Raw genomic sequence first — 23,795 nt, 5'->3', positions numbered from 1 at the left:
AGAATGGAAAAAGACATGGCTGAACAACCCGCTGACGATGAAGAGATATCCGGTAAACCCCCGGTCGTGATCGAGGAAGAAGAGGAAGAGCCGGAGAGTCCCTCAGACATCGGTCCCGGGGATATTTCGGACGAGGATTCCGATTCGGATTCGGAGTCGATACCGGAAGAAGCCGAGCACATGCTCCCGGAGATGGAAGCCCCGCTGGAACAGCTGGAGCACGGCATCGTCGATGACCCGGTGCGGATGTACCTCCACGAGATCGGCCGGGTGCCGCTTTTGAACGCCGAGACCGAAAAAATGCTGGCCAAGAAGATGGAAGCCGGCAAGCGCATCCGGGAGATACGTCAGGTCTGCCGGGAGACGGACGGCCATAACCCCAACTCCGTCGAGATCATGGTCTGCATGCTCCAGGAACTCAAAAAGGCAGCTGAGACGGTCACCCTGCTGCAGAAGCAGCTCGGCCTTGAGGTCTCCACTAATTTCAAGGAAGCGGTCTTCGCCCCCAAGCTGCGGGCCAGCATCGACCAGGAGATCGATCAGGAACTGACCAAGAGCATCGCCGAGGAACAGGACGTGCCTGTATCGCAGATCGAGCAGGCGCTTATCGACCTGTCGCTCAACTCCGACCTCCTGCCCAAAAAAGTTCTCGATGGCATCCCCGCCGAGATGGAGATCGACGAAATTGATGAGCTGGTGGCCGATCCGGCCTTCATCGCCCGGTTGGAACACTTCGAGCACCAGTTCAAGAACTACCTCGATACCGTCGAGATCGAATCCCGGAAGGCTGAACGTCATCTGATCCAGGCTAACCTGCGCCTGGTGGTCAGTGTCGCCAAGAAGCACATCGGCCGCGGCATGCCGCTACTCGACCTCATCCAGGAAGGCAACATTGGTCTTATCCGCGCCGTGGAGAAGTTTGATTTCCACCGCGGCTTCAAGTTCTCCACCTACGCCACCTGGTGGATCCGCCAGGCCATCACCCGCGCCATCGCCGACCAGGCGCGCACCATCCGCATCCCGGTGCATATGGTGGAAACGATCAACAAACTGCTTTCCATTTCCCGATCTCTTTCCCAGAAACTGGGCCGCGAGCCGACCCCGGACGAGATCGCCGTGGAGATGGAACTGCCGCCAGAGAAAGTTCGGGAGATCGCCAAGGTGTCCCAACTTCCGGTCTCGCTGGAATCCCCCATCGGTGAGGAAGAGGATTCCCACCTGGGAGACTTCATCGAGGACCAGAACGCTCTGCCGCCCCCCGACGCCGCCTCCCGCCAGCTTCTCAAGGAGCAGATCGATACCGTCCTGGGCAGCCTGACCCCCCGCGAACGCCGCGTCCTGCAACTCCGCTTCGGCCTGGAAGACGGCCGCAGCCGGACGCTGGAGGAAGTAGGCAAGGAATTCAACGTCACCCGAGAGCGTATCCGCCAGATAGAAGCCAAAGCCCTGCGCAAACTTCGCCACCCCACCCGCAGCCGCAAGCTCAAAGACTACCTGGAGTAAGATAAAACGAGAGGCGGCTCAGTGAGCCGCCTCTCGCCACTCCCTGTACCGTAAAGCAACCACAACCGGCTCATTTTTCGGCGCTATTATTGTCTTTAGAAATACCCCGGCATAAGGTATAATTACGGCGCTTATGTCTTGTCAGGTATATTACCGCAAATGGCGCCCCCAGAGCCTCGCCGAGGTGGTGGGACAAACGCCGATAACCAGCACCCTGCTCTCCGCTCTCCGGCAGCGGCGCATGGCTCAGGCATACCTGTTCTGCGGACCGCGGGGCACCGGCAAGACTTCCACCGGCCGCATCCTGGCCAAGGCGGTCAACTGCCTGACCAATGAGGGCTTGGGCGAGCCGTGCAACACCTGCTCCATGTGCCGCGCCATCACCTCGGGTAGCGCCATGGATGTCATAGAGATCGACGCCGCCTCCAATACCGGCGTGGACGATATCCGGGAACTCAAGGAACGCGTCAACTACGCCCCGTCCGAGGCCCGCTACAAGGTCTATATCATTGATGAAGTCCACATGCTCTCCACCAGCGCCTCTAATGCCCTGCTGAAGACGCTGGAAGAACCGCCGCCGAGAGTCATTTTTATTTTGGCGACGACGGAACTCCATAAAATATTACCGACGATCATGTCCCGCTGCCAGCGCTTCGACTTCCGGCGTCTATCGGCGACGGATATCGCTAACAAGCTGGCCGAGATCGCCGTCGCCGAGGGTGTCGAGATAGACCCCGACGGGCTGGCTCTCCTCGCCCGAGCTTCCGGCGGCAGCCTGCGGGACGCGGAGAACCTACTGCAGCAGATCGCCACGGTCAACGACGGTCGTATCGGCCTGCGCCAGGTCCAGTCCGGCCTGGGTCTCACCGGCGACGACCGCTCCAGCCAACTGGTCCGGCATATCGCCGCGAATGACCCCGCCGCGGGCATGAGGCTCCTGTCCGGAGTAGCCGCCGACGGCGTGGACCTGAAACAGTTCAACCGGGAACTGGTGGAAAAGCTGCGGCAGCTTCTGATGGTCAAAGCGGGCTCCGCTGATTCATTGGGCCTGACCGCCGAGGAACTGGCCGGGACGCTGGCCGTGGCCGAATCGACGGAACTGGAACAAATACTCAAAGCCCTTAAGAGCTTTGCCGTGCTATCCTCCGTCGCCGACATGACCAGTCCCCTGGCGATGGAAATGGCGCTGATCGATGTCACTTTGAAACCGGTGGCGGCCGCGACGCCCGCGCCTGTCGCACCCCCGAAAACCGCGGCCAGACCCACGGAAATCAAACCCCCGGCAGTAGAGCCAAAACCGGCGCCGGTACAGCCGCCCGCGCCGCTTGCAGCCGCACCTGCCGCTCAGCCGGTGCCACGTTCGCCGGTTAGAGAACCATCGATTGCGGCGGATACCTCTGTGCCGGTGTCAAAATCTGAAGCCGGAATAATAGGCAACTTGGAAGAATTGGCCGCCCAATGGCCGCAGATACTGACCGCGGCGCCGCCGCAACTGCGGCGTTCACCCGCCTTGGCCATACTGCGCAGCGCCGGCGTCCAGCCGGTGGCCTTTGATAACGGCATGGTCACTCTGTCTTTCAAATTCCCCATCCATATGAACAAGATCAACGAGCCGGAGAACAAACGGGTCACCGCCGACATTCTGTCGGCCTGCCTGGGCACGCCGTGCCAGGTGACCTGCATTCACGAGCCGCCCAACAATCACCTGGTCAAAGAGGCGCAGCGACGCGGCGCCGAGATAATAAGTGTGGAGGAAAAATGGACTTCTCAAGGGTAAAACAGGCTATGGAACTCAAATCACAGTTGGATAAGATCCAGAAAGAACTGGCCAAGGTAATCGTCGAAGCCGAAAAAGGCCCGGTCAAGGTGACCGCCAACGGCCAGCAGAAGGTGCTGTCAATCACCATTGCCCCGGACGCCCTGAAGCCGGAAAAAGCCAAGCAGCTCGAGGACAACGTCCTCAAAGTGGTCAACGACGCCCTGGAAAAAGCCAAGAAGGCCTCCAGCAAGGAAATGGCCGGCATGATGGGCGGCATGAACATTTCCGGACTGAGCTAAGGACAATTTTTCCCAATGAAAGAAGCCCCTAAATCAACAGCCGCCGCGGTCAACCGGCTTACGGAAGTTCTGAGCCGGTTGCCCGGCATCGGGCCCAAGAGCGCCCAGCGCCTTTCTTATCACATCCTGAAAGCCAGCGAGGAGCAGGTGCGGGACCTGGCCGACGCCCTGGTCAGCGTCAAGCAGAAGACCCGCTTATGCCGCATCTGCTGCAACATCGCCGACGCCGAGACCTGCGGCATCTGCGCCAACCCGGTGCGTGACCAGACCCGCGTCTGTGTGGTGGAACAACCCCAGGACATGCTGACGCTGGAGCACACCGGCGCCTACAAGGGTGCCTACCATGTGCTTCACGGCGCCATCTCCCCCACCGAGGGCATCGGCACCGCCGACATCCGCATGGCCGAGCTCCTGACTCGCCTCGAGTGTGGCGGCGTCGTCGAGGTGATCCTGGCCACCAATGCCAACGTGGAAGGTGAGACCACGGCCATGTACCTGCAGCGCCTGATCACCCCTCTCGGTGTCAGGGTCACCCGCCTCGCCCGTGGCCTGCCCTTCGGTGGTGAGATTGAGTACGCCGATGATGTCACCCTGTCGCGCGCCATGGAAAACCGCCAGGAGTTTTAACCAGGTGACCATATCATGACCAAACAGGTTGTCAGCCAGTCGCACAAGGCCGGCATGCCGCCCGGAACGGTCATCCATGTCGGTAAACGCCGGGCAGATAAAACCAGGATTACCGTCCTGGACTACGATGCCGGGCAATTTCAGGAAAGAGTCCTTTCAACCGCCGCCGAGGCTTGTGTCTTCCGCGATACCGCCACCGTCACCTGGATTAACATCGACGGCCTGCATGAACCGGCGATCATCGAAGAATTAGGCCGCCACTTCGGATTACATCCGCTCATCCAGGAGGATATCGCCAATACCCAGCAGCGTCCCAAACTTGAAGATCACGACCAGTACCTGTTCATCGTCCTCAAGATGCTGTACCGCGACGAGATCGAGAACGAGACCGTCGCCGAACAAGTCTCCCTAGTACTGGGCAGTAATTATGTCATCTCTTTTCAGGAAGGCACCGGTGACGCCTTCGGACACGTTCGGGAGCGATTGCGCAAAAACAAAGGCCTGCTGCGCAAACAGGGCGCCGACACGCTCGCTTATGCCCTGATCGACGCCATCGTCGATAACTATTTCGTGGTCCTGGAAGGCTTCGGCGATGTCATCGACGATCTGGAAGAAAACCTGTTGCTGTCCCCCACCGCCGAGACCCTGTCCACCATCAAAACCCTCAAAAGGGAACTCCTTTTCATGCGCCGCGGCATCTGGCCGCTGCGGGAAGTGGTCAGCGGTTTACGCCATTCTGATTCGCCGCTAATCGCCGACGTCACCCGTCCGTACTTTCTGGACGTGTATGACCACACCATCCAGGTCATGGACAGCATCGATAACTCCCGCGAAATGCTCTCGGACCTGCTGGACATCTACCTTTCCAGCGTTTCCAATCGGCTGAACGAGGTTATGAAGGTGCTGACCATCATCGCCACCATCTTCATACCCCTGACTTTCATCGCGGGGGTTTACGGCATGAATTTTGATTTCATGCCGGAGCTGGGGTGGCGCTGGGGCTATTTTGCCGTGCTGGCGGTCATGGGGCTGGTGGGACTGCTCCTTCTATTGTACTTCCGACGCAAGAAATGGCTCTAAGTGTGTCCACGGTCACTTTCGCCGAATTCGAGAAGATCGACATTCGAGCCGGCCGCGTTATCCGGGCCGAGCCTTCCCCCAAAGCCCGAAAAAAGGCCTTCCGTCTCTGGCTGGATTTCGGTGAACTGGGTATAAAGCAGTCCAGCGCCCAAATCACCAGGCGCTATTCCTGCGAAAAACTTGTCGGTCGCATGGTCCTGGCGGTGGTCAATTTCCCGCCCAAACAGATCGCTGATTTCATCTCTGAGGTGCTGGTGCTGGGAGCTGTCAACGGTGATGATGATGTCGTGCTGGTGGCGCCTGACTGTGAAGTACCGGTTGGAACCCGCGTCCAATGAGCCTCTGCGACGATATCCTCACGGAACTCCGATCGATGTCTAATCCCGCCAACATAGTGGGCATGGCGCGCTTCGGCATCAACCCTGACAACACGCTCGGCGTATCGATCCCCGCGCTACGAGCTATGGCAAAGCTGCATCGCCGCAATCATGAGTTAGCCATCGGCCTTTGGAACTCCGGCATCCATGAAGCCCGGATTCTTGCGTCGCTGGTCGATGATCCAAAGCAGGTCACCATCGCCCAGATGGAGGCATGGATAGCGGATTTCGATTCCTGGGACGTCTGCGACCAGGTCTGCTCCAATCTCTGGGAGAAAACACCATACGCTTACGATAAAGCGATCGAATGGAGCCACCGCCAGGAGGTTTTCGTTAAACGTGCCGGTTTCGTACTCATGGCTCGTCTGGCGGTGGGTGACAAAAAGATCCCCGATGAGCAAATTAAGGCATTCTTACCCGAGATCGTCCGCGGTTCCAACGATGCGCGTAACTTCGTCAAGAAAGCGGTCAATTGGGCGCTGCGGCAGATCGGGAAACGATCTACGGGATTGAACGCTCTGGCGATCGCGGCAGCCACGGAAATCGCCCGCCTGGATAACCCCGCCGCCCATTGGATCGCCGCGGATGCCCTGCGTGAGCTTCAGAGCGCTGCGGTGCAGGAACGGCTCAAGGCTAAGAGCATATGACCGCGTCTCATGAGCTGAAAACCCCGGCCGTAGTCATCAAGCGAGCCCGTCTCAAGGAAGCGGACCGGGTGATCACCCTTTTCACCAGGGAACTGGGAAAGATCTCCGCCATCGCCCGCGGTGTCCGCAAAGCAAAAAGCAAGCTCGCCGGACACCTGGAAACGCTGACATACACCGATGTGACCTTAGCCCGCGGCAAGAACATGGATATCATTATCGGCAGCCAGACACTGAACGCGCACCTGGATATCCGCAATTCACTGGAGCGCACGTCTTATGCCCTGTATTTTACCGAACTGGTTTATCACTTCGCGCCGGAAGGCCAACCAAATCTTCCCTTATTCGACCTGTTGACCGAAACCCTTGGCAACCTGGGGCAAACCGCCAACCTTGAGCTCTTGAGCCGTTTCTTCGAGCTGAATCATCTGACTAACCTGGGCTACCAGCCGTCGCTGTACCGCTGCCTGAATTGCGGCTCTGATCTCCAGCCGGTAACCAATTACTTCTCGGCACTGGCCGGTGGCACATTATGCCCCGATTGCGCCGCCGCCGCGCCGATAGCCTATCCCATATCATCCAGCGGCCTCAAAGTCATGCGCTTTCTCATGGAAAACGGTTACGATTCTGCCATGCGACTTAAGTATCGCCCGGCGCTGAATCAGGAGATCCGCAGGATCACCCAGTCCTATTTGCGCTTTTTGCTGGAACACGAGATCAAGAGCGCGGTATGGCTGGACGAGCTAAAGATGACTCTCCTATGTGAATGATGGTTGTTCCCGTGAATACCAGGCGAAGATTATTTTATTAATTTTTGAACTACGTCGCGCCATCACTAGCAAGCGTGTTTGTTTGTCACGATTATGGGCGCTCAGTTGCTTTGCGAACCTTTTCCATACCTATTAGTGGGAGTTTGGAATTAATGCTAAACTAAATAGGTATATTCCAAAAATTACGTAAAACTACGTATTGTTAAGATTATAAAGACGTGTTATCCTGATAAACAATAGGATCGTGGCCGCTCAGGGTATACCAAAATTTAAAAATGCCGAAGGAGAGGGAAATGTCTGCACAAAGGCGTCGGAAGGCTACCAATATTTTCAATAGGAAGCTGAGGGAAGCTGGAGGAAGCAGTCAATCCCCCCCCATTTCAATGTCGACAGCCATATCTCAGCCGGCGCCGCGGGGCATTTCTCGGAGGCAATATCTGCAACTGGCGGCGGGAACCGCTGGCATGCTGGGTTATACTGTTGCCAGCCGCAAGTTAGTACAAGCAGCAGAACCGGTGAAAAACCCGGTCTACCGCAACAGGATCACCCATGAGGAGCGCATGGCTGCAGCTAAGCGAATCAAAGAACTTGCTGCCGAAGCCGGTTTGCTGGTGCCTGAGGGTGATAATTTCATCACCTCAGCTCTTCCGTCGGCAGTGACTGTCGGTCCGGGAGATATACCGGACTACTTTAGCATTACCATCCCGAACTGGGCTTACAGCCCCCCCATCAGGAAGTTTGTCGACCGGTTGCCGGGCCTTGGCCCGGAAAACGCCAATCTCCTCGGCCAGTATATGTCAGTTGCCAAGCCTGATAGGTTAACCTACCCCGGCTCTGATTATTATGAAATATCTCTGCGTGAATTCGACGAAAAAATGCATTCGGACTTACAACCCACCCGTCTGCGCGGCTATGTTCAGACGAATATGGGCACCAATGCGGGCGGCACCGCCAACGATGTTTCACCGGACCCGATCCACTATATGGGTCCGCTTATTGTGGCTCAGAAAGATCGCGCTGTCCGCATCAGGTTCACCAATGAACTGCCTACCGGCGCCGGCGGCGACCTGTTTATCCCAGTCGATGAGGAGATGATGGGCGCCGGCCTCGGCCCGATGGGCGGCACCGAAAAGTACACCCAAAACCGGGCGGTCATCCACCTCCACGGTGCTGACGCCCCTTGGATCAGCGATGGTACGCCGCACCAGTGGGTCACTCCGGCCGGCGAAACCACATCGTATCCAGACGGTGCCAGCGTCCTTTATTCCGGCGTCCCTGACATGCCTGATCCTGGTCCCGGCCAGTACAACTACTATTATCCTAACCAGATAAGCGCCCGACTTATGTTCTATCATGACCATGCCCTCGGCATCACCAGGCTCAATGTTTACGTCGGTATGGCCGCCGGCTACATTATCAGAGATGCGGTGGAAGCCGAACTGATTGGCAACGGAATCATCCCCGCCGATGAGATTCCTCTCGTCGTTCAGGACAAGACTTATGTAGATGCTCCCATGATTCCCTCGACTGACCCGACCTGGAACTGGGGCATCACCCCAGGCACACCACACACCGGCGACTTGTGGATGGGCAGCGTTTACAACCCGGCAGCCAATCCCTGGGCTCCCGATGGCTCGGGTGTCAACCCGATGGGCCGCTGGCTGTACGCCCCCTGGTTCTGGCCGCCGGCTACCAATTTGGTAGTAGGACCACAACCTAACCCATACTACGATCCGATCAATGAGCCGTGGGAAGCCCCTGTTATCCCAGGCACCCCTCACCCGGCGATGCAGATGGAATCCTTCCAGGATACCATGATCGTCAACGGCACCGCCTTCCCATATGTGGAAGTTGATCCCAAAGCCTACAGGCTTCGTGTCCTTAACGCCTGCAATGATCGCTTCGTAAACCTCCAAATGTATGAGGCTGATCCTGCCGGTTATGCCATCGACGCCAACGGTGATCCCGTAACTCCGGGTACCGGATTCGGCACCGAGGTCAAGACGGTTGTAGCCTCACCGTATCCAGCCGACCTGACCTGGCCTCAGGATTTTGAGGAAGGCAACGGAACCTGGCCGGTGGACGGCAGGGAGGGCGGTGTGCCGGACTGGAATACAGCCGGTCCTGATTGGATTGTGATCGGCTCTGAAGGCGGCTTCCTGCCGGCGCCCGCCGTCGTGCGCCAACGCCCCATTGACTGGAACGTTGACGTCACTACATTCAACGCAGGCCTTGTCAACTCCTTCTCCCTCCTCCTTGGCCCCGCCGAGCGCTCTGATGTGATCGTCGATTTCTCCGCTTTCGCCGGCAAGACGCTTATCGTCTATAACGATGCCCCCGCTCCCTTCCCCGCCCCAGACCCACGCCTGGATTATTACACAGGCTCACCGGATATGCGTGACGCGGGTGGATACACCTACCCTGCCAATGGCAACACCACCCTGCAGGGCCACGGCCCGAACACCCGCACTGTGATGCAAATCAGAGTGCGTGATATTGCCCCCGCTCCGACCTTCAGTCTGACTGCCCTTAATGAGGCATGGGAATCTAACGCGGCGCATCAGGGCGTGTTCGAGAGAACCCAGCCCAAGACCATCGTACCCAACAGCCGTTATAACAGCGCATATCGCGTGGACAATGGAGACGGAACCTTTTCACCAAGGGGCGGACTAACCTCATTCCCGACTCCGTCCGATACCTACGTCCGCATTTTCCAGAACTCTCATACTTTCAGGACCATAAGCGGCCTACAAATGACAATGCCGCTTCAGCCCAAGGCCATCCAGGATGAGATGGGCGAAGCGTTTGATCCCATCTACGGTCGCATGAGCGGTATGCTGGGGCTGGAACTGCCCAACACCCAGGTGGGCGCCGCCAACTTCATGCTCTACCCGTATGCGTCGCCGCCCGTCGAAGTGTTACGTGACTCCATGATCCCTTTGAGCGAACCCGCGCCCGGTGATGGCACTCAGCTATGGAAAATCACACATAATGGCGTGGATACTCACCCCATACATTTCCATCTGTTCAACATACAATTGATCAACCGGGTTTCCTGGGATGGCAGTATCTCATTCCCACATGCCACTGAACTTGGCTGGAAGGAAACTTTGAGGGTCAGCCCGCTGGAAGATACCATCGTCGCCCTGCGCCCTGTGGCTCCCCAGTTACCTTTCAAAGTACCGAACTCCATCCGCCCGATAGATGCGACGATGCCTCTTGGTGAGGTATTGATAGGTCCTCCCGGAGGTTTCTTCGATCCCAACGGTAATCCAATCACCATCGTCAATCAAATGGTCAACTTCGGCTGGGAATATGTCATCCACTGTCACATCCTCGGCCACGAGGAAATGGACATGATGCACGGTGTGTGTTTTGCCGTCGCGCCGGATGCGCCAGAAAATGTGAGCGCAGTTATCCTGGAGGATCCAAAACGCGTTAGTTTGTCATGGACTAACCCGGCAGTCAACGCCACCGGCTTCAAAATCGATAGAGCTACGGATGCTGGCTTCACAGCTAACTTATTGACTAGGAACGTTGGAATGGTGACCAATTTCGATGATACAGAAATTGAAAACGCCATCACTTACTACTACCGGATTTCAGCCTTGAATACAGTGGGCAGCACAATACCCGGATTCCCCACCGCTACTGCAGAATCAGTGCCAACGGTTGCTGGCGCCCAGAGTACCGGCGTAGGACAGACAAGGACAGTCACCTTAGGCCCGACATCGGTCAGCCCTGCCAAACCAATCAACGTGACGGCATCTCTTAGAGAATTGCCCGGTTTAGCACCAATTGTTAGGGCAGACCTACCTGTTCTGTTTAACTATGTATTCCACAAACTTGAGTCCAGCACTACAGAATCTGGCTCCGTAACCGTTACCACGGATGCTTCGGGCAACGCTGTATTGGCAATCCCCGCTCCCAACGAGAAGGCTACAGTGGTTATCGACGCCATCTTCAATGGCGATGCCAACCTACAGCCATCATCTAATATGAGCACCATTGCGGTAGTACCATTCATCCAAACAGTTTTGACTGCATCCAACACCGCGGGTACTATAATTTTCCATTTGGCGGACTCATACGGCAACCCTATCGCCAGCCAAGATCTATCCTTCCTCACAACTGCAGGGACACTTTCGGCTGGTCTTGCGACGACCGACGCAAGTGGAAACGCTTCAGTAACGTTGAGCGACGTTAACTCAGGCGTCGTGTCAGCTAGTTTCGGAGGTTTTGTTAACGGCAGTGGCTGGTCGTACCAGCCATCACAGGTGCGAATCACCGCCGAGGTGGTTCCTTCCGGCCTTGCGGTAACCCGAATCGTTACCGACGCCGCAGATTCCGTTAGTCCCGGACAAAACATAAATCTGACAGCGCTGATTCAGACACTGCCAAGCCAAGCCACGGTGACTATCGCCAGCCTGCCTGTCACCTTCAACTATGTGTTCTACAAATTGGAGACAGGCACGAACGAAAGCGGATCAATAATAGTTAATACAAATGCATCAGGTATCGCCTCATTCAGCGTTGTGGCACCAAATGAAAAGGCTTCCGTTGTTATAGATGCAGTCTACTTCGGCGATGCAAACCGACTAGCGTCGTCTCACATGAGCATCGTGGCTGTTGTACCTTTCATCCAGACGGTGCTTACGGGAACAACCGTTGGCGGTTTGGTTACCTTCCATTTAGCTGACCAATACGGCAATCCTGTCGTCGGTCAGAACGTTTCATTCCTTACCACTGCAGGATCGCTCTCGTCAGGGAACGGGTTAACTTCGGCAAGCGGAGATGTGGCTGTCGCTCTCACAGGAGCAGCCGGTGTCGTATCAGCCAGCTTCGGCGGCTACCAGAGTCCAGCAGGGTGGTCGTTCCAGCCAACTCAGTGTCGCATCACTGTGACTCCGTAATAGAAATTGTTACCTGAGGACTTCGGCCCAAAGCCGAAGTCCTCAGTAGAAAATGGAAAAACATGATTCAAACAGCGCCATCCAATAGCTCTCATGCATTTGAAGATTGGCACCTTGAGGTGCTAGGTTGTCCAACGTGTAAATCTAGTTTAGAACAGCGATCCGATGATCTCTGGTGTTCCGAATGCCAAATTCGATATACTGTTAAAAACGGAATACCCTCCCTTATAAGTCCTGAAACCAATTCTGAAATGGATGCAGGTCATTTGCCAGTCAAAGAGTTTTATTTATTCGAACGATATGACTGGACAAAGGATCCCAAGGGTCTTGAGTATATTTATCACCATACCAGAAGAATCGAAACCTGGAATCATATCGAAAACCTCATCAAGAAAGATGGGGTTGTCCTAGATATTGGTTGCGGTACCGGCTTGATAACCAACAAGATAGCTACTATGCGACAAAGAGCGGTCGCTCTGGATATGAACCTGTGGGCCTTAAACCGTATGAACGGCAAACCATATATTGTTAAAGCCCAAGCCGATGCAGAATTGTTGCCTGTCCAGGATGATTCAGTCGACCTAGTGATCGCAACCGAAGTTATCGAACACCTTGAGAATCCAATTGAAACTCTGAACGAAATGATTCGGGCGTGCAAACCCGGGGGGTGGCTGGTTGGATCAGTGCCCAGCACCAACAGTATTTGGAAAATGCGTCAGCACTTGAGCATGACGTGCGCTGGGAATGAACCGTTCCACCGCAATTTCACAAAGGAACAGATTTCCGATTTATGGCGAGAAACGGGATACGACGGCCATATTCGCAGCCTTTGTTTCGGTCTAAATTGGCTTTGGACCGTGCAAAAATACTAACCTGATTGAAATAACCGAAACAAAACAGATTTCAAAGCAACAATCACAGGAATGAGCATTGGCCTCAACTGGCTCTGAATGCTCGAAAAGTTTAACCCGCTGCCTAAAGACGATTTGTATTCACACTGAGAATGGGGTGTTACTGACACATGATATGTCGATGAACCTGACGAAATTTTTGGAACAAGGTAACATCAAGATCACTTTCAAGGGTCTGCTGTTTCTTGTTGCAGTATTGTATACTGGGGTGTATTTTCTCAGCGGAGACCTGCTGACTCAACTTCCCTCCAACTGGTTTACCAACTGGTTGGGGGAAGTTTTTTCTCTGATGGACGAACATGGTTTTCTTAACGTTTGGTCCGGACAAAACCCGGGTACTCATTATCTATACTATTTGCTTTGGAAGCCATCCCAGGCGCTAGTTGGAGACGCATGGTACTTAGGTGGGCTTTTCTCACTGTTATGGTATTTCGTAAGCATCAGTGCACTGTTTTTAAGCGTGTATTTCTTCTACAAAATCGTTGAGCATATCTCCGGTGAACAAAAAGCAGTTATACTGGGTCTGATATATATCATAATTTTCATGACTTTCGAATGGTTCAAGGTCATAGATTCATTGCCAATCGCAGTATTGCTCGGCGCTATTTATTATGGTTTGAAGGGATCAGTTCGGAGGGGGGGATTTCTCCTGGGCTTGGGCGCAAGTCTGAAACCGATTGGGTTATTCATCCTCCCGGTAATTCTCAAGAGCGATACTTATACAAAAAACCAAAAAATATTATTTACCGCGGTATCAGTTTCAACTTTTAGCATCTTAATGCTCCCTTTCATAATCGGAAATTTCGACATATTTATAAGTGCATTCAACTGGCAAAGCGGACGTCCCCCATGGGAAACAATCTATGCCTTGGCCATGACTTTTTCCGGAAACCCTGTACCAATGGACCCGTTTTTTCAGGATTTCTCAGGAATAGTCCAAAGGAACTGGGGTTGGACGGGGATTACGCCGGTACATTCGATGATGACGACTCCGGTTCCTGATTATAACCATTGGTACAGTATGGTGTTTATGCTGTTTTTATCCACGGCTATCGGCGCTTTTATGCTGTTTAAAAAGATACAGACTGAAAAAGAGTTTATCTGGGGGTGTCTGTTTTGCCTTAGCATCTATTTTGCCGTGTTTTACGGGTGGTCACCCAATTTCTTTTTCTGGATCGCTCCATTTCTTTTAATACTGTTCCCGATTGTGATTCCAGTTGCTTTCAGGCTGGTAATCCTACTTGAATACCCGTTGTTCTATGGTTTACACCTAGCATATACATCTCCTGATTTGGTATCCTCCGTGTCAGGACTTCCGGCTTCGGTTACCTCCACACTTTCCCCGTTGGGAATGGGTTTTTGGTTCATCATAATCATAAAAACTGCGATTCTTCTGTTCTTTTCTGTACGATCTTGGAGGGAACTCCCATCGGAAAACCTCGTGGTGTATTGGAGACAACGGTATATTCTCTGGTCTAAAGGCAACAAGTCAGAAACGGCGGCTACCGGGATAAAATAGGAGGGGTCAATTCAATTGTTCCCTAACCGACTTTCATTAACCAAAGGTAGTGACCTTTAAATCCCATTTGGAGTACCACGGGTTCCATAGTATACTTATAGGTAATTAACCTAAATAATACACATGAAAAGCGAGGACGGAAGATGTACAAGGTTCTAGGCATCGGTTTGGTAGCTCTGGCTGCTTTTGCAGCGGTTTTTCCAATGTTTTCCGATTGCCAGTCTCAGGGTTTGGCGATAACCCTGGCAAACGGCAAAACAATTGCCATGAAATGTCATTGGAGCGGTATTGCTGAAATAGCCGCCGCTGCCCCGCTGGCTGTCGTAGGCGTCATGATGACCCTCAACCGGCGGAAAACTACACTAATGCAACTGAGCGGACTCGGCGTGGTTCTCGGCGCGGTGATAATTGCTCTGCCGACATTTCTGATAGGAGTCTGCCAAAATCCTACTATGACCTGCGTAACCCTTGAACGGCCAGGCTTGATCACAGCCGGCTCTCTGGTAATTGCGGCAAGCCTCGTTGGATTGGTGCTCGCCGCTAGATCGAATAAACTGGAATAAGGCCCAGTTCTCCAGAGATTGATAACTGATGGGTTAGGGATGAAGTGAACAAATTATATACCCGATCGCGTAGATGGTTGATGCCGCTAATCGCGCTTCTCCTGGTTCTGCCTTTTGGATGCGCGCCTGACTTGGATGCGTCAGAACCGGACACCACCAAGGCTGATTTGTTAAAAAAAACCACCAACATGTCGGTCAGGCTCTATGGTATCATGGAATTCGAGACCTTCGGCATCGTATTTCGCCACCCGACAACTCTGGAGGTTCTGACTGTTCCCATCGGCTGGATGCTTGATTCGTTCCGGGGTTTCAGAGAAGAGAAAACGCCGACTCAGACAGTAACCGATCAGGTTCATGGCACCATAACCCCGGACGGACAGTGGATGACGTCTCTGGTTTTCACCCGAAGGATAACGCACACTTCACCCGATGATGGCGTTTTTTATGAAGTCACTCTTAAAAATGTTCCCATTTCCTCTTTCGAAAATGAGTTGATCACCGCCAACGAAATTGGTTCCGATATTCTTAAACATGTGGAAAAAGTAAGTTACATCGAAAAATCCTACAGCAACGGACAGTTGGTAACAAACACCGTGCTTGTCTCGACAGACTGGACAAAGGACGCCGCGGGGTTGGCACCCTACATCTTGATTTTATTCGAAGAGGGGGAGGGTGGCGGACTGCCTCCCTGCTGACTTAATTTGGGCTATTTTAAGGTAACAAGCTTAATATGAACACGATGAAACTGGCGCTTAAAAATATCAGCTGGAACGGCTTTCGCAGCCTGGTTATATTACTGGGAGTCGTAGGCGTAGCCGGATTTTTACTGTCGACGACGCTTATTATTAAGGGCGCCGAATATAGTCTTGACGCAGGTTTGGAGCGCATGGGTGCTGACATCCTCGTGGTACCAGCCGGCGGTGAACACAAGCTGGAAACCGCGCTACTTATGGGTAAACCTATCGATATCTGGATGCCGAGGGAGAACGTGGAGGCGGTTGCGGCGGTACCGGGCGTGGATGCTGTTTCGCCCCAGGTGTACCTCGCTTCACTATATGGTGCCGCCTGCTGTGCCGTGTGGGAGATGTTTATGGTGGTCTACGACCCGGCAACGGATTTTACCGTCTCACCCTGGCTGAAGGAAAACCTGGGCAGGGACTTGAAGAAAGGTGAAGTAGTTGGCGGGCACTACATTTCGGTACCACCGGAAACTGATAACATCATTCTCTACGGTTATGGCATGGACCTGGTGGGCAACCTTACGCCGACAGGCACCGGCTTGGACCAGACTTTGTTCATGACCATGGAAACCGCGATCGAAATGGCGAACAGTTCAATTACCACAGCGGTTCAACCACTTTCCGTCGACCCAAAGCGGATTTCAACCATTATGGTGAGAACGGAGTCCCAGGCTGATGTTCACAAGGTCGCCCTGGACATCCTGGCCCAGACCCGGGGTATGGTACCTATCGAAAGCCCTGATCTGTTCGGCACTTTTCGTGCCCAGATGAACGGCCTGCTCTGGGGGTTCTTCGTTATTTCACTCATCATCTGGACCCTTTCGATGTTTTTGATCGGCCTGGTGTTTTCCATGGCGGCCAACGAACGAAAGCGTGAGATGGCTGTATTAAGGGCCATTGGAGCGACACGCGGTTTCATATTTAAAACGCTTGTGTCGGAAGCGGCCGTTCTGGCGTTGGCTGGTTCTTTTATTGGCATCATCATAGCCGCCGGCGGACTGTATATCCTAAAAGACTTGATAGCCGGTTCTCTGCGCATGCCGTTTTTATTCCCGTCTGTGCCGACATTCATCGGAATGTTCAGCGCCGGAATTGGCCTTGCCTTGGTGACGGTAACATTGGCAGCATTCATTCCCGCTTTCAGGCTTAGCCGGCAAGAACTTGCGATTGCGATGAGGGCCTAGCGATGTTGAGTTTGAAACAGGTTACAAAGACGTTCACCCTCGATGAACACACGACGATCACCCCGGTTGATCAGGTGAACCTGGATATCGCCCGGGGTGAATTAATCATGATTGTTGGGCGCTCAGGCAGCGGCAAATCAACCTTGCTCAACCTGGCGGCCGGACTTGTCAGACCAAGCGCTGGCCAGATCATGCTGGACGATCACGATCTCGCGAAGCTGAGTGACAGGGAGTTATCTAATGTCAGAGCTGAGCGAATGGGTTTCATATTTCAATTCCCGAGCCTGCTGCAATCTCTTCGGGTCGTTGACAATGTCAGTTTGCCGGGTGTTTTCACCAGGTCCGGCGGGTCGAAGAGCGATAGCAAGGTTGCGATTGAACTCCTGGAAAAGGTCGGCCTTGCTTCAAAAGCTGATGTTTTTCCTCTTCAATTATCTGCCGGTGAGCAAAAAAGAGCCGTAATTGCGCGAGCTCTCTTCAATAGTCCCCAACTTGTTCTTGCCGATGAACCCACGAGCGATCTCGATGAAGAAACAGAAGCCCAGATCATGGAAATGCTCCGAAAAATTAACTCCGAAGGTGTCACGTTCATAATTGTGACCCACTCGCTGGAATTGTTACCTTACGCCAGCCGGGCGTTCGAGATGATCAATGGAACCTTAAAAGAACTGGAAACCCGCAAAGCCAGTTTCAGCGGGTTGAGAAATGGGGCGGCACCATGACACGAGTTAAGACACCATTCAATCGGAATATTTTACTCTTCGTCGCTACGACGGTCTTAATGGTCATGCCAGCCTGTGCCGGAAGCGGAAATCCAACAACAAATCCTGGAACGACTCAGGTGCCCACAACCCCAGCGACCACACCGCCAGCAACAACGCCCCCAATTACGACCACCACACCGCCAGTAGTCAATGGCACTTTTACATTTGACTTTGATACAGGTTCTCCAGTTTTAGGCGTTGGCCAAAGCATCCCCTTTTCCCAGACCGTAGGCGGAGTCGTTACCGAATTCAGTTCAACCTTCGGTGCCGCTTATTCAATTCAAAACCAGGCAAGCACTGATTTCATTCTGTCACAATTCTCAGGGAAATATCTTTACGATAACGATGTATCAAAGAGTTCATTACAGCTTAAATTCAGCCAGCGTATCAATAGTATTACGATTTCTTTCGCCACAGTTGATTCTCATGGCCCAGGTAACGTTGAAACACCAACGGAAATCAGATTGAACGCCTATGTCGATTCAGCGACAAGCTCACTTGTTGGCACCGCGACAGCAAGAGGCGCCTTCACCACAGATACCTATCCCCAGGGCATAATTTCCTTCAATTCCAATCTGGGATTCAATTTGATCACCTTGGAAACCGAGCCAGTACTGCGCGGTGCGTCTGCTTTTTTTATTGACCGTATAACGATTACCGTCAATTGATAATTCTGGCCATAAGGTATATAACTGACGAATCAGAGACGAGCGTCTGATTTCTTAGCTTGAGTATGTCACTTTAATTGGAAGGATTGCTTTGCGATCTCGCCGGCATCGCCCACGGTGTCGTTTTTGATACTCGGAAATTATGATGCAGAACAGTATGGCCGATGTCATCATCGTGGGTGCTGGCCCCGCCGGCAGCCGGGTAGCGTTTCAACTTGGGTCCCGGAACCATGATGTCATCCTGCTTGAAAAACGCCGGACACTCGGTGAGCCGGTATGCTGCACCGGCATTGTCAGTCCCGAGTGTCTTGCAGAATTTAAAATAGATACCGGATTGATATTGCGGCGCTTCAGCGGCGCCCGCGTCCATTCCCCCTCAGGGGAGACGATTCATATCAAGCGTTCCACAACTCAGGCGATTATCATCGACCGGGCGGCTTTTGACCGGGAGATGACTGAAAAAGCCTGCGCCGCCGGCGCCCGGCTTGAACTGGGGTCAACGGTGAATTGCATAGAGATACTGCCCGACCGCGTCGTCGTTCACGCTCTTCGGAATCAGGAACCGTGTCAATTCACTGCCAGATCCGTGGTCATCGCCGCCGGACTCACCCAAAAGCTTACAACCCAGCTCGGGGTCGGCGCAGTAAAAGACTTCGCCGTTGGCGTCCAGCTTGATGTCGAAGGAGCAGGCATCACCGAACTGGAGGTATTCCTCGGTGCGTCCGTAGCCCCCGGCTTCTTCGCCTGGAAGGTCCCGACCTCACCAGGGCAGGCTAAATTAGGTATGATCGTCCGTGACCACCCCGTAGAACATATGCAGGCTTTCACCGATCTGCTCAACAAAGTTTCCGGCACTATCGCCCCCGTCGGGAGACCGGTCTGCCGGCCCATACCCTTGGCGCGGCTGGAAAAAACCTTCGGTGAGCGCTTGCTCGTCGTGGGCGACGCGGCCGGCCAGGTCAAGACCACCACCGGCGGTGGATTATATTACGGACTCCTTTGTGCCGATCTCGCCGCCAATACACTGCATGAAGCCCTCCTCCGGGACACGTTGCAGGCCGGGTATCTTAAAAGTTATGAGAAAGCATGGCATCGCCGTTTACGTCGTGACATGTTCTTGGGGAAGCTGGCCAGGAATTTCATTCTGGAACATGGTGATCGCCACCTGGACAATCTGATCCGGAAGACTCATCAAAGTGGCCTTTTAAAAAGACTGCTCGATGATGACCGGTTGTCGTTCGACTGGCATGGTGCTGCCTTTTTGGAATGGGCTACTGGGTTGTTTCGTAGATGAGGTAGCTTAATCCGGTTTGGGTCCCTGTTCAGAAGATTATTACTTTTGCAATCACCCCCACAAACGACTAAAATCCTCGAGGAACAGTTAATCCATTACCAATCCTTCCTAACCATGTAGCGGTTATCCTGGCCAGTCTGGATGCCCCGGACGCTGAAGGCGCGGACATCCTCGCCTTTAACCTGATATCAGCCGCGCTGACCATGGCCCGGGAAGCAGTGCCGTTAGCTTTAACCCTTTACAACCGAGACGGCCTGCTTCTGGTAACCACGCCGGAGAACCCGGAAAATACCCTTCGCCATTTATTAGGCCGCCTCACAGATATCCGGATCGTTCCCGCCGTCAAACGGCGGCTTCAGCCCGCTGAGGTGGCTTCGCTCCGGCGCAATATTAACCTGCTTGAGCGATTTGCCTCGCCGGAGTCGCAGGGCTTGCTGGCACTGCTGGATTTCGAAAATGCCGCCATCGGCACGGCCTCTGGGTCCCACCCGATCACCGCCGCCCTGGCGTCTCTAAGCTCAAGGCTGAGTCCCCCGGCGCTGATCATCATCGCCTCGGCGCCGGGCGATGACGCGGAGGCAACTACCTGGGCGCTGGATCCCTGGCGGCGCAAGGGCTATGAGGTATTATTCATGGATTCCAACAGCCATTTAAAACATACCTGATATAGATTGAATGATTGCTCAGTTAGGTTTATAATGCCGCCATGGAGCAAGCGATAATTCTGGCGGCGGGTGAGGGGCAGAGACTGCGACCGTTCACCAATACCCGGCCCAAAGTCATGATCTCCATCGCCGGCAAACCCATCCTCCATCACGTCATCGAATCCCTCGCCGCCTTCAACATCCGTGATATCGTAATTGTCACCGGTTACCGGAAGGAACAGATCTACGATTCACTGGGTTCCGGCAAATCCTTCAAGGTAAACATCCGGTATATCGAGCAACAGCCTCAACTGGGCACGGCTCACGCCCTTCACCTGGCCAAATCGGTAGCCCGGGATGACTTCTTTGTGCTGCCGGGCGATAACCTTATCACCCGGGAGACCATCCGGGATTTCGTCTCAACCCCGCCATGGACGGTGCTTCTGAAAAGTGTGCCCGTGAGCAGTACGACCCAGTATGGCGTGGCCGTGGTGAATGATGAAGATGAAGTCCAGGCGATACTTGAGAAACCCAGACAACCGTGTGATGGCTTGATAAGCACCGGCATTTATCACCTCAGGCGCGAAATATTCGACCACATCGGCACCGACACCGGAATACCGGCCGTGATCAACCGGATGACGAACAGCGGGATCAACTTTAAAGCTGTCAAGACCCATGGGCCATGGTTGGACGCGGTATATCCCTGGGACCTGTTGCACCTGAACGACCTGACCTTGAAAAATCTGCAACCAATGCTAAGCGGCACCGTGGAGGCGGGCGTGTCCATTCTCCACACGGTGTCTTCCGGCCAGGACACCAGGCTTTGCTCCGGATGCTATATCGATGGCCCGGTTCTTATCGGCAAAGGCTGCGATATCAGCCCCAATACCGTCATCACCGGGGCCTGCACCATCGGTGATAACGTCTCGATCGGCCCGTTCTGTCACATCCAGAACAGCGTCATCGGCAATGACGTGACCATCGGTTCAGGCAGCATCCTGCAAAATTCAGTCATCGATGACGGTAATCACATCGCGCCTCATTTTTCAGCGATCAGTGAAACGGCTGGTATTGTGATCGACCGGGAATTTCATGAAGTGCCGGCCGGTGTCATGATGGGCATGAACTGCCAGATTGGCGGGCAGGTTACCGCTCTCGCCGGCGCTATCATCGGCAACGGGTGTCAGGTCAAGACCGGGAAGACCGTCTCGGGGTGGATCAAGGACGGAAGCCAGGTGGTATGAGATCCTGAGCGTTTGGTAAGTATCTGGTAAGAGCCGATGTGTATACTTTAGGGTAATTAAATCGGATCAAGACTGATGGTATAAAATGTGTGGCGTTGTGGGTTATATCGGGCACAGGCAGGCGCAGGCCAACCTGCTTGAGTCGCTGGCGCGACTGGAGTATCGGGGCTATGATTCCTGCGGTATTGCCGTCCTTGATGGCAGCATCAGGGTACTGAAGGACGTTGTCCGGGTGGCTGACCTGGCGGCGACTTCTGAGCCGCTTGAAGGTACCTCCGGCATCGGCCACACCCGGTGGGCCACCTGCGGGGAGCCGAATCAGGCCAACGCTCACCCGCATTATGACTGCACCCGAAACATCGCCGTCGTTCACAACGGAACCATCAACAATCACCAGCAAATAAAAGCACGCCTTCTTGCCGGCGGCCACACGTTTTCTTCGGACACCGACACCGAGGTTATCTCTCACCTCATCGAGGAAAACTATCAGGGCGATCTGGCTTCCGCGGTCCGCGCCACCTTGAACCAGATCGATGGCTCCTACGCCATCGCCGTGATTCATCACAAGGAGCAGGACAAGCTGGTCGTCGCCCGTTGCGGCAGCCCGCTGATAATCGGTCTGGGCGAAGGTGAAAACTGGGTGGCTTCAGATGTGCCGGCCATCCTCGATTACACCAAAAAGGTCATCTTCATGGAGGAAAATGAACTCGCGGTGATCACGCGCCAGGGAGTAAGACTGTGGCGTGACGGCCGCGAAATTTCTCCCGAGATCAAAGAGGTGGAATGGACCGCCATCCAGGCCCAAAAAGGCGGCCACGAGCATTTCATGATCAAAGAAATCCGGGAGCAACCACGGATAATACGGGAGTCAAACAGCGTCCTAGCCCACTCCGGCGGAAGTGATCCGGGACTTATAGAAATCCTGTCTTCCAACCCGCCGCCAACCATCCTTCTGCTAGCCTGTGGGACATCCTACCACGCCGGGCTGATCGCCAAGTACCTCATACAGGAATTGTTAGGCTTATCAGTCCACATTGAAATCGCTTCGGAATTCAATTACCAGCGTCATCGCATATCAGAAGACCTTGGAATTATCATCACCCAATCCGGCGAGACCGCAGACGCTCTCATAGCCATGCGCTCCCTTCGAAAAGAGGGTATGAAACTCCTTGTGATCACCAACGTTCCGGGATGTTCAGCAAGCCGCCTTGCGGATGAGACATGGTATACCAGAGCCGGCCCGGAAATCAGCGTTGCCGCAACAAAGAGTTTTACTGCCCAATTGAAAGTGATCTATGGTCTTTTGCTCTCTTCCTCTCGGTTGGATCGGCGGGACCGGGACAGATTAACGGGTGCCTTCCGGCACCTGCCCAGTAATATCCAGCAGATTATCGATAATCACCAGGACATACAATCATGCGGCAAGTACCTGGCCGGATATAACAACGTCATCTTCATCGGGCGGGGTCTCAATTATCCAATCGCTCTCGAGGGCGCACTCAAGCTCAAGGAAATCTCATATATTCACGCCGAAGGCTGCGCCGGGGGTGAGCTGAAACACGGACCATTGGCTCTCTTGTCGGCGGAAACACCCGTAGTCGTGATCCTGAGCCGTGATGCAACATACGAGGCCATGTTGAACACTATCCGAGAGATCAAGGTGCGAGGCGCCCCCGTAATAGCCATCACTCCGGCGAGGGAGAGCGATATCGACAATCTGGTTGACCGAGTGATCCATATACCGGAAGTAGAAAACCTCGTATCGCCAATGTTAAACGCGGTTGCGCTGCAACTTCTTGCCTATTACACCGCCCTGGAGCGAGGATGTCCTATCGACATGCCGCGCAACCTGGCCAAGAGCGTTACCGTTGAATAGTATATCCACGTCTACTTATGAGGGAGGGGATGTTGAAAGAAAGTGTAAAATGTGCAACGTCATAAGCTATAACGGGCACAGGCAAGCGCAGCCGGATCTGCTTGAATCGCTGGCGCGATTGGAGTACCGGGACTATGATTCCTGGGGTATCGCGGTCGCCGGGCGAATAACGGAAGGAATTACTCAATGAAAGATGTCACAATAGTAATTCCGACCCTCAGTACCTTAAAGTTGATGTAACCACTGCGCCGTAGCGCCTCATTCACACCATCCAACATTATGTAATTGAACGCGGGCAAACGCCCGGTACCTGTTGGCGGCGTATCTGCCACAGGGAACAACAATGGGTTGATCAGAGATTTCTTAGTTATTAGTTGAGTTTATGGGCTTATCAGTATATTATGGAAACACAT

The 23,795-nt window shown here is 53.9% G+C and carries 20 protein-coding genes; all 20 read left to right on the top strand.

What is annotated here, in order from left to right; genetic code table 11:
* Positions 1-3: 3 nt before the first annotated feature.
* The 20 genes from rpoD to glmS all read left to right on the top strand — a co-directional run bounded on the left by rpoD (position 4) and on the right by glmS (position 23,382).
* Entirely contained in the window at positions 4-1,503 is a 1,500-nt protein-coding gene (rpoD, locus tag ABFB09_RS04000; protein ID WP_347000080.1) for an RNA polymerase sigma factor RpoD, read from the top strand.
* A 133-nt stretch (positions 1,504-1,636) separates the two neighbouring features.
* Entirely contained in the window at positions 1,637-3,280 is a 1,644-nt protein-coding gene (gene dnaX / locus ABFB09_RS03995) for a DNA polymerase III subunit gamma/tau (RefSeq protein WP_347000078.1), read from the top strand.
* Positions 3,262-3,561 carry a YbaB/EbfC family nucleoid-associated protein gene (locus ABFB09_RS03990; protein WP_347000077.1) on the top strand — a complete coding sequence of 100 codons (300 nt, stop codon included), beginning with the start codon at positions 3,262-3,264 and terminating at the stop codon, positions 3,559-3,561. Before dnaX ends, ABFB09_RS03990 begins: the two co-directional genes overlap by 19 nt.
* Before the next feature lie 15 nt (positions 3,562-3,576).
* On the top strand, positions 3,577-4,188 hold the full coding sequence (recR, locus tag ABFB09_RS03985; protein WP_347000075.1) for a recombination mediator RecR: 612 nt from the start codon (positions 3,577-3,579) through the stop codon (positions 4,186-4,188).
* 15 nt (positions 4,189-4,203) lie between these two features.
* Complete coding sequence (gene corA / locus ABFB09_RS03980) at positions 4,204-5,268, top strand: magnesium/cobalt transporter CorA (RefSeq protein ID WP_347000073.1); 1,065 nt, start codon at positions 4,204-4,206, stop codon at positions 5,266-5,268.
* A complete protein-coding gene (locus tag ABFB09_RS03975) occupies positions 5,259-5,606 on the top strand; it encodes a tRNA-binding protein (RefSeq protein ID WP_347000072.1) in 348 nt (115 codons plus the stop codon). Before corA ends, ABFB09_RS03975 begins: the two co-directional genes overlap by 10 nt.
* Positions 5,603-6,292, top strand: coding sequence for a DNA alkylation repair protein (locus tag ABFB09_RS03970; protein WP_347000070.1), 690 nt, complete (start codon positions 5,603-5,605; stop codon positions 6,290-6,292). Before ABFB09_RS03975 ends, ABFB09_RS03970 begins: the two co-directional genes overlap by 4 nt.
* A complete protein-coding gene (recO, locus tag ABFB09_RS03965) occupies positions 6,289-7,059 on the top strand; it encodes a DNA repair protein RecO (protein ID WP_347000068.1) in 771 nt (256 codons plus the stop codon). The genes ABFB09_RS03970 and recO overlap by 4 nt, the downstream gene beginning before the upstream one ends.
* A 383-nt stretch (positions 7,060-7,442) precedes the next feature.
* The gene (locus ABFB09_RS03960) at positions 7,443-11,972 is read left to right on the top strand and encodes an Ig-like domain-containing protein (protein ID WP_347000067.1); all 4,530 of its coding nucleotides are present in this window, start codon (positions 7,443-7,445) and stop codon (positions 11,970-11,972) included.
* A gap of 62 nt (positions 11,973-12,034) precedes the next feature.
* Entirely contained in the window at positions 12,035-12,844 is an 810-nt protein-coding gene (locus ABFB09_RS03955) for a methyltransferase domain-containing protein (RefSeq protein ID WP_347000065.1), read from the top strand.
* A 160-nt stretch (positions 12,845-13,004) separates the two neighbouring features.
* Positions 13,005-14,402, top strand: a complete 1,398-nt coding sequence (locus tag ABFB09_RS03950) for a hypothetical protein (RefSeq protein WP_347000064.1) — start codon at positions 13,005-13,007, stop codon at positions 14,400-14,402.
* Between the two features lie 143 nt (positions 14,403-14,545).
* The gene (locus ABFB09_RS03945) at positions 14,546-14,965 is read left to right on the top strand and encodes a DUF4418 family protein (RefSeq protein ID WP_347000062.1); all 420 of its coding nucleotides are present in this window, start codon (positions 14,546-14,548) and stop codon (positions 14,963-14,965) included.
* Between the two features lie 80 nt (positions 14,966-15,045).
* Positions 15,046-15,660 (top strand): hypothetical protein, encoded by a 615-nt coding sequence (locus tag ABFB09_RS03940; protein ID WP_347000061.1) that lies wholly within the window; start codon positions 15,046-15,048, stop codon positions 15,658-15,660.
* Between the two features lie 35 nt (positions 15,661-15,695).
* Complete coding sequence (locus tag ABFB09_RS03935; RefSeq protein ID WP_347000060.1) at positions 15,696-16,889, top strand: ABC transporter permease; 1,194 nt, start codon at positions 15,696-15,698, stop codon at positions 16,887-16,889.
* Positions 16,890-16,891: 2 nt separating this feature from the next.
* Positions 16,892-17,611 (top strand): ABC transporter ATP-binding protein, encoded by a 720-nt coding sequence (locus tag ABFB09_RS03930; RefSeq protein WP_347000059.1) that lies wholly within the window; start codon positions 16,892-16,894, stop codon positions 17,609-17,611.
* Positions 17,608-18,321 (top strand): hypothetical protein, encoded by a 714-nt coding sequence (locus ABFB09_RS03925; protein ID WP_347000057.1) that lies wholly within the window; start codon positions 17,608-17,610, stop codon positions 18,319-18,321. Before ABFB09_RS03930 ends, ABFB09_RS03925 begins: the two co-directional genes overlap by 4 nt.
* 142 nt (positions 18,322-18,463) lie before the next feature.
* Positions 18,464-19,615: an NAD(P)/FAD-dependent oxidoreductase gene (locus ABFB09_RS03920; protein WP_347000055.1), complete on the top strand. Its 1,152-nt coding sequence runs from the start codon at positions 18,464-18,466 to the stop codon at positions 19,613-19,615.
* A 203-nt stretch (positions 19,616-19,818) separates the two neighbouring features.
* Positions 19,819-20,280, top strand: coding sequence for a hypothetical protein (locus tag ABFB09_RS03915; protein WP_347000053.1), 462 nt, complete (start codon positions 19,819-19,821; stop codon positions 20,278-20,280).
* A gap of 41 nt (positions 20,281-20,321) precedes the next feature.
* Positions 20,322-21,506 (top strand): sugar phosphate nucleotidyltransferase, encoded by a 1,185-nt coding sequence (locus tag ABFB09_RS03910; RefSeq protein ID WP_347000051.1) that lies wholly within the window; start codon positions 20,322-20,324, stop codon positions 21,504-21,506.
* A gap of 85 nt (positions 21,507-21,591) precedes the next feature.
* Complete coding sequence (gene glmS, locus ABFB09_RS03905; protein WP_347000049.1) at positions 21,592-23,382, top strand: glutamine--fructose-6-phosphate transaminase (isomerizing); 1,791 nt, start codon at positions 21,592-21,594, stop codon at positions 23,380-23,382.
* Positions 23,383-23,795 lie beyond the last annotated feature (413 nt).

The sequence above is a fragment of the Dehalogenimonas sp. THU2 genome (assembly GCF_039749495.1).
Lineage (GTDB): Bacteria > Chloroflexota > Dehalococcoidia > Dehalococcoidales > Dehalococcoidaceae > Dehalogenimonas.
The sequence above is the reverse complement of the archived record's forward strand: the minus strand, read 5'-3'. Positions and strand labels throughout refer to the sequence as shown.

Excerpts from the sequence above, each read along its gene's own strand:
- rpoD (WP_347000080.1), top strand. The coding sequence starts at position 4 with ATGGAAAAAGACATGGCTGAACAACCCGCTGACGATGAAGAGATATCC.
- ABFB09_RS03970 (WP_347000070.1), top strand. The coding sequence starts at position 5,603 with ATGAGCCTCTGCGACGATATCCTCACGGAACTCCGATCGATGTCTAAT.
- recO (WP_347000068.1), top strand. The coding sequence starts at position 6,289 with ATGACCGCGTCTCATGAGCTGAAAACCCCGGCCGTAGTCATCAAGCGA.
- ABFB09_RS03945 (WP_347000062.1), top strand. The coding sequence starts at position 14,546 with ATGTACAAGGTTCTAGGCATCGGTTTGGTAGCTCTGGCTGCTTTTGCA.
- ABFB09_RS03915 (WP_347000053.1), top strand. The coding sequence starts at position 19,819 with ATGGCCCGGGAAGCAGTGCCGTTAGCTTTAACCCTTTACAACCGAGAC.
- ABFB09_RS03910 (WP_347000051.1), top strand. The coding sequence starts at position 20,322 with ATGGAGCAAGCGATAATTCTGGCGGCGGGTGAGGGGCAGAGACTGCGA.
- ABFB09_RS03955 (WP_347000065.1), top strand. The coding sequence starts at position 12,035 with ATGATTCAAACAGCGCCATCCAATAGCTCTCATGCATTTGAAGATTGG.
- recR (WP_347000075.1), top strand. The coding sequence starts at position 3,577 with ATGAAAGAAGCCCCTAAATCAACAGCCGCCGCGGTCAACCGGCTTACG.
- dnaX (WP_347000078.1), top strand. The coding sequence starts at position 1,637 with ATGTCTTGTCAGGTATATTACCGCAAATGGCGCCCCCAGAGCCTCGCC.
- ABFB09_RS03920 (WP_347000055.1), top strand. The coding sequence starts at position 18,464 with ATGATGCAGAACAGTATGGCCGATGTCATCATCGTGGGTGCTGGCCCC.
- glmS (WP_347000049.1), top strand. The coding sequence starts at position 21,592 with ATGTGTGGCGTTGTGGGTTATATCGGGCACAGGCAGGCGCAGGCCAAC.
- ABFB09_RS03975 (WP_347000072.1), top strand. The coding sequence starts at position 5,259 with ATGGCTCTAAGTGTGTCCACGGTCACTTTCGCCGAATTCGAGAAGATC.
- ABFB09_RS03925 (WP_347000057.1), top strand. The coding sequence starts at position 17,608 with ATGACACGAGTTAAGACACCATTCAATCGGAATATTTTACTCTTCGTC.
- ABFB09_RS03950 (WP_347000064.1), top strand. The coding sequence starts at position 13,005 with ATGAACCTGACGAAATTTTTGGAACAAGGTAACATCAAGATCACTTTC.
- corA (WP_347000073.1), top strand. The coding sequence starts at position 4,204 with ATGACCAAACAGGTTGTCAGCCAGTCGCACAAGGCCGGCATGCCGCCC.
- ABFB09_RS03940 (WP_347000061.1), top strand. The coding sequence starts at position 15,046 with ATGCCGCTAATCGCGCTTCTCCTGGTTCTGCCTTTTGGATGCGCGCCT.
- ABFB09_RS03990 (WP_347000077.1), top strand. The coding sequence starts at position 3,262 with ATGGACTTCTCAAGGGTAAAACAGGCTATGGAACTCAAATCACAGTTG.
- ABFB09_RS03930 (WP_347000059.1), top strand. The coding sequence starts at position 16,892 with ATGTTGAGTTTGAAACAGGTTACAAAGACGTTCACCCTCGATGAACAC.
- ABFB09_RS03935 (WP_347000060.1), top strand. The coding sequence starts at position 15,696 with ATGAACACGATGAAACTGGCGCTTAAAAATATCAGCTGGAACGGCTTT.
- ABFB09_RS03960 (WP_347000067.1), top strand. The coding sequence starts at position 7,443 with ATGTCGACAGCCATATCTCAGCCGGCGCCGCGGGGCATTTCTCGGAGG.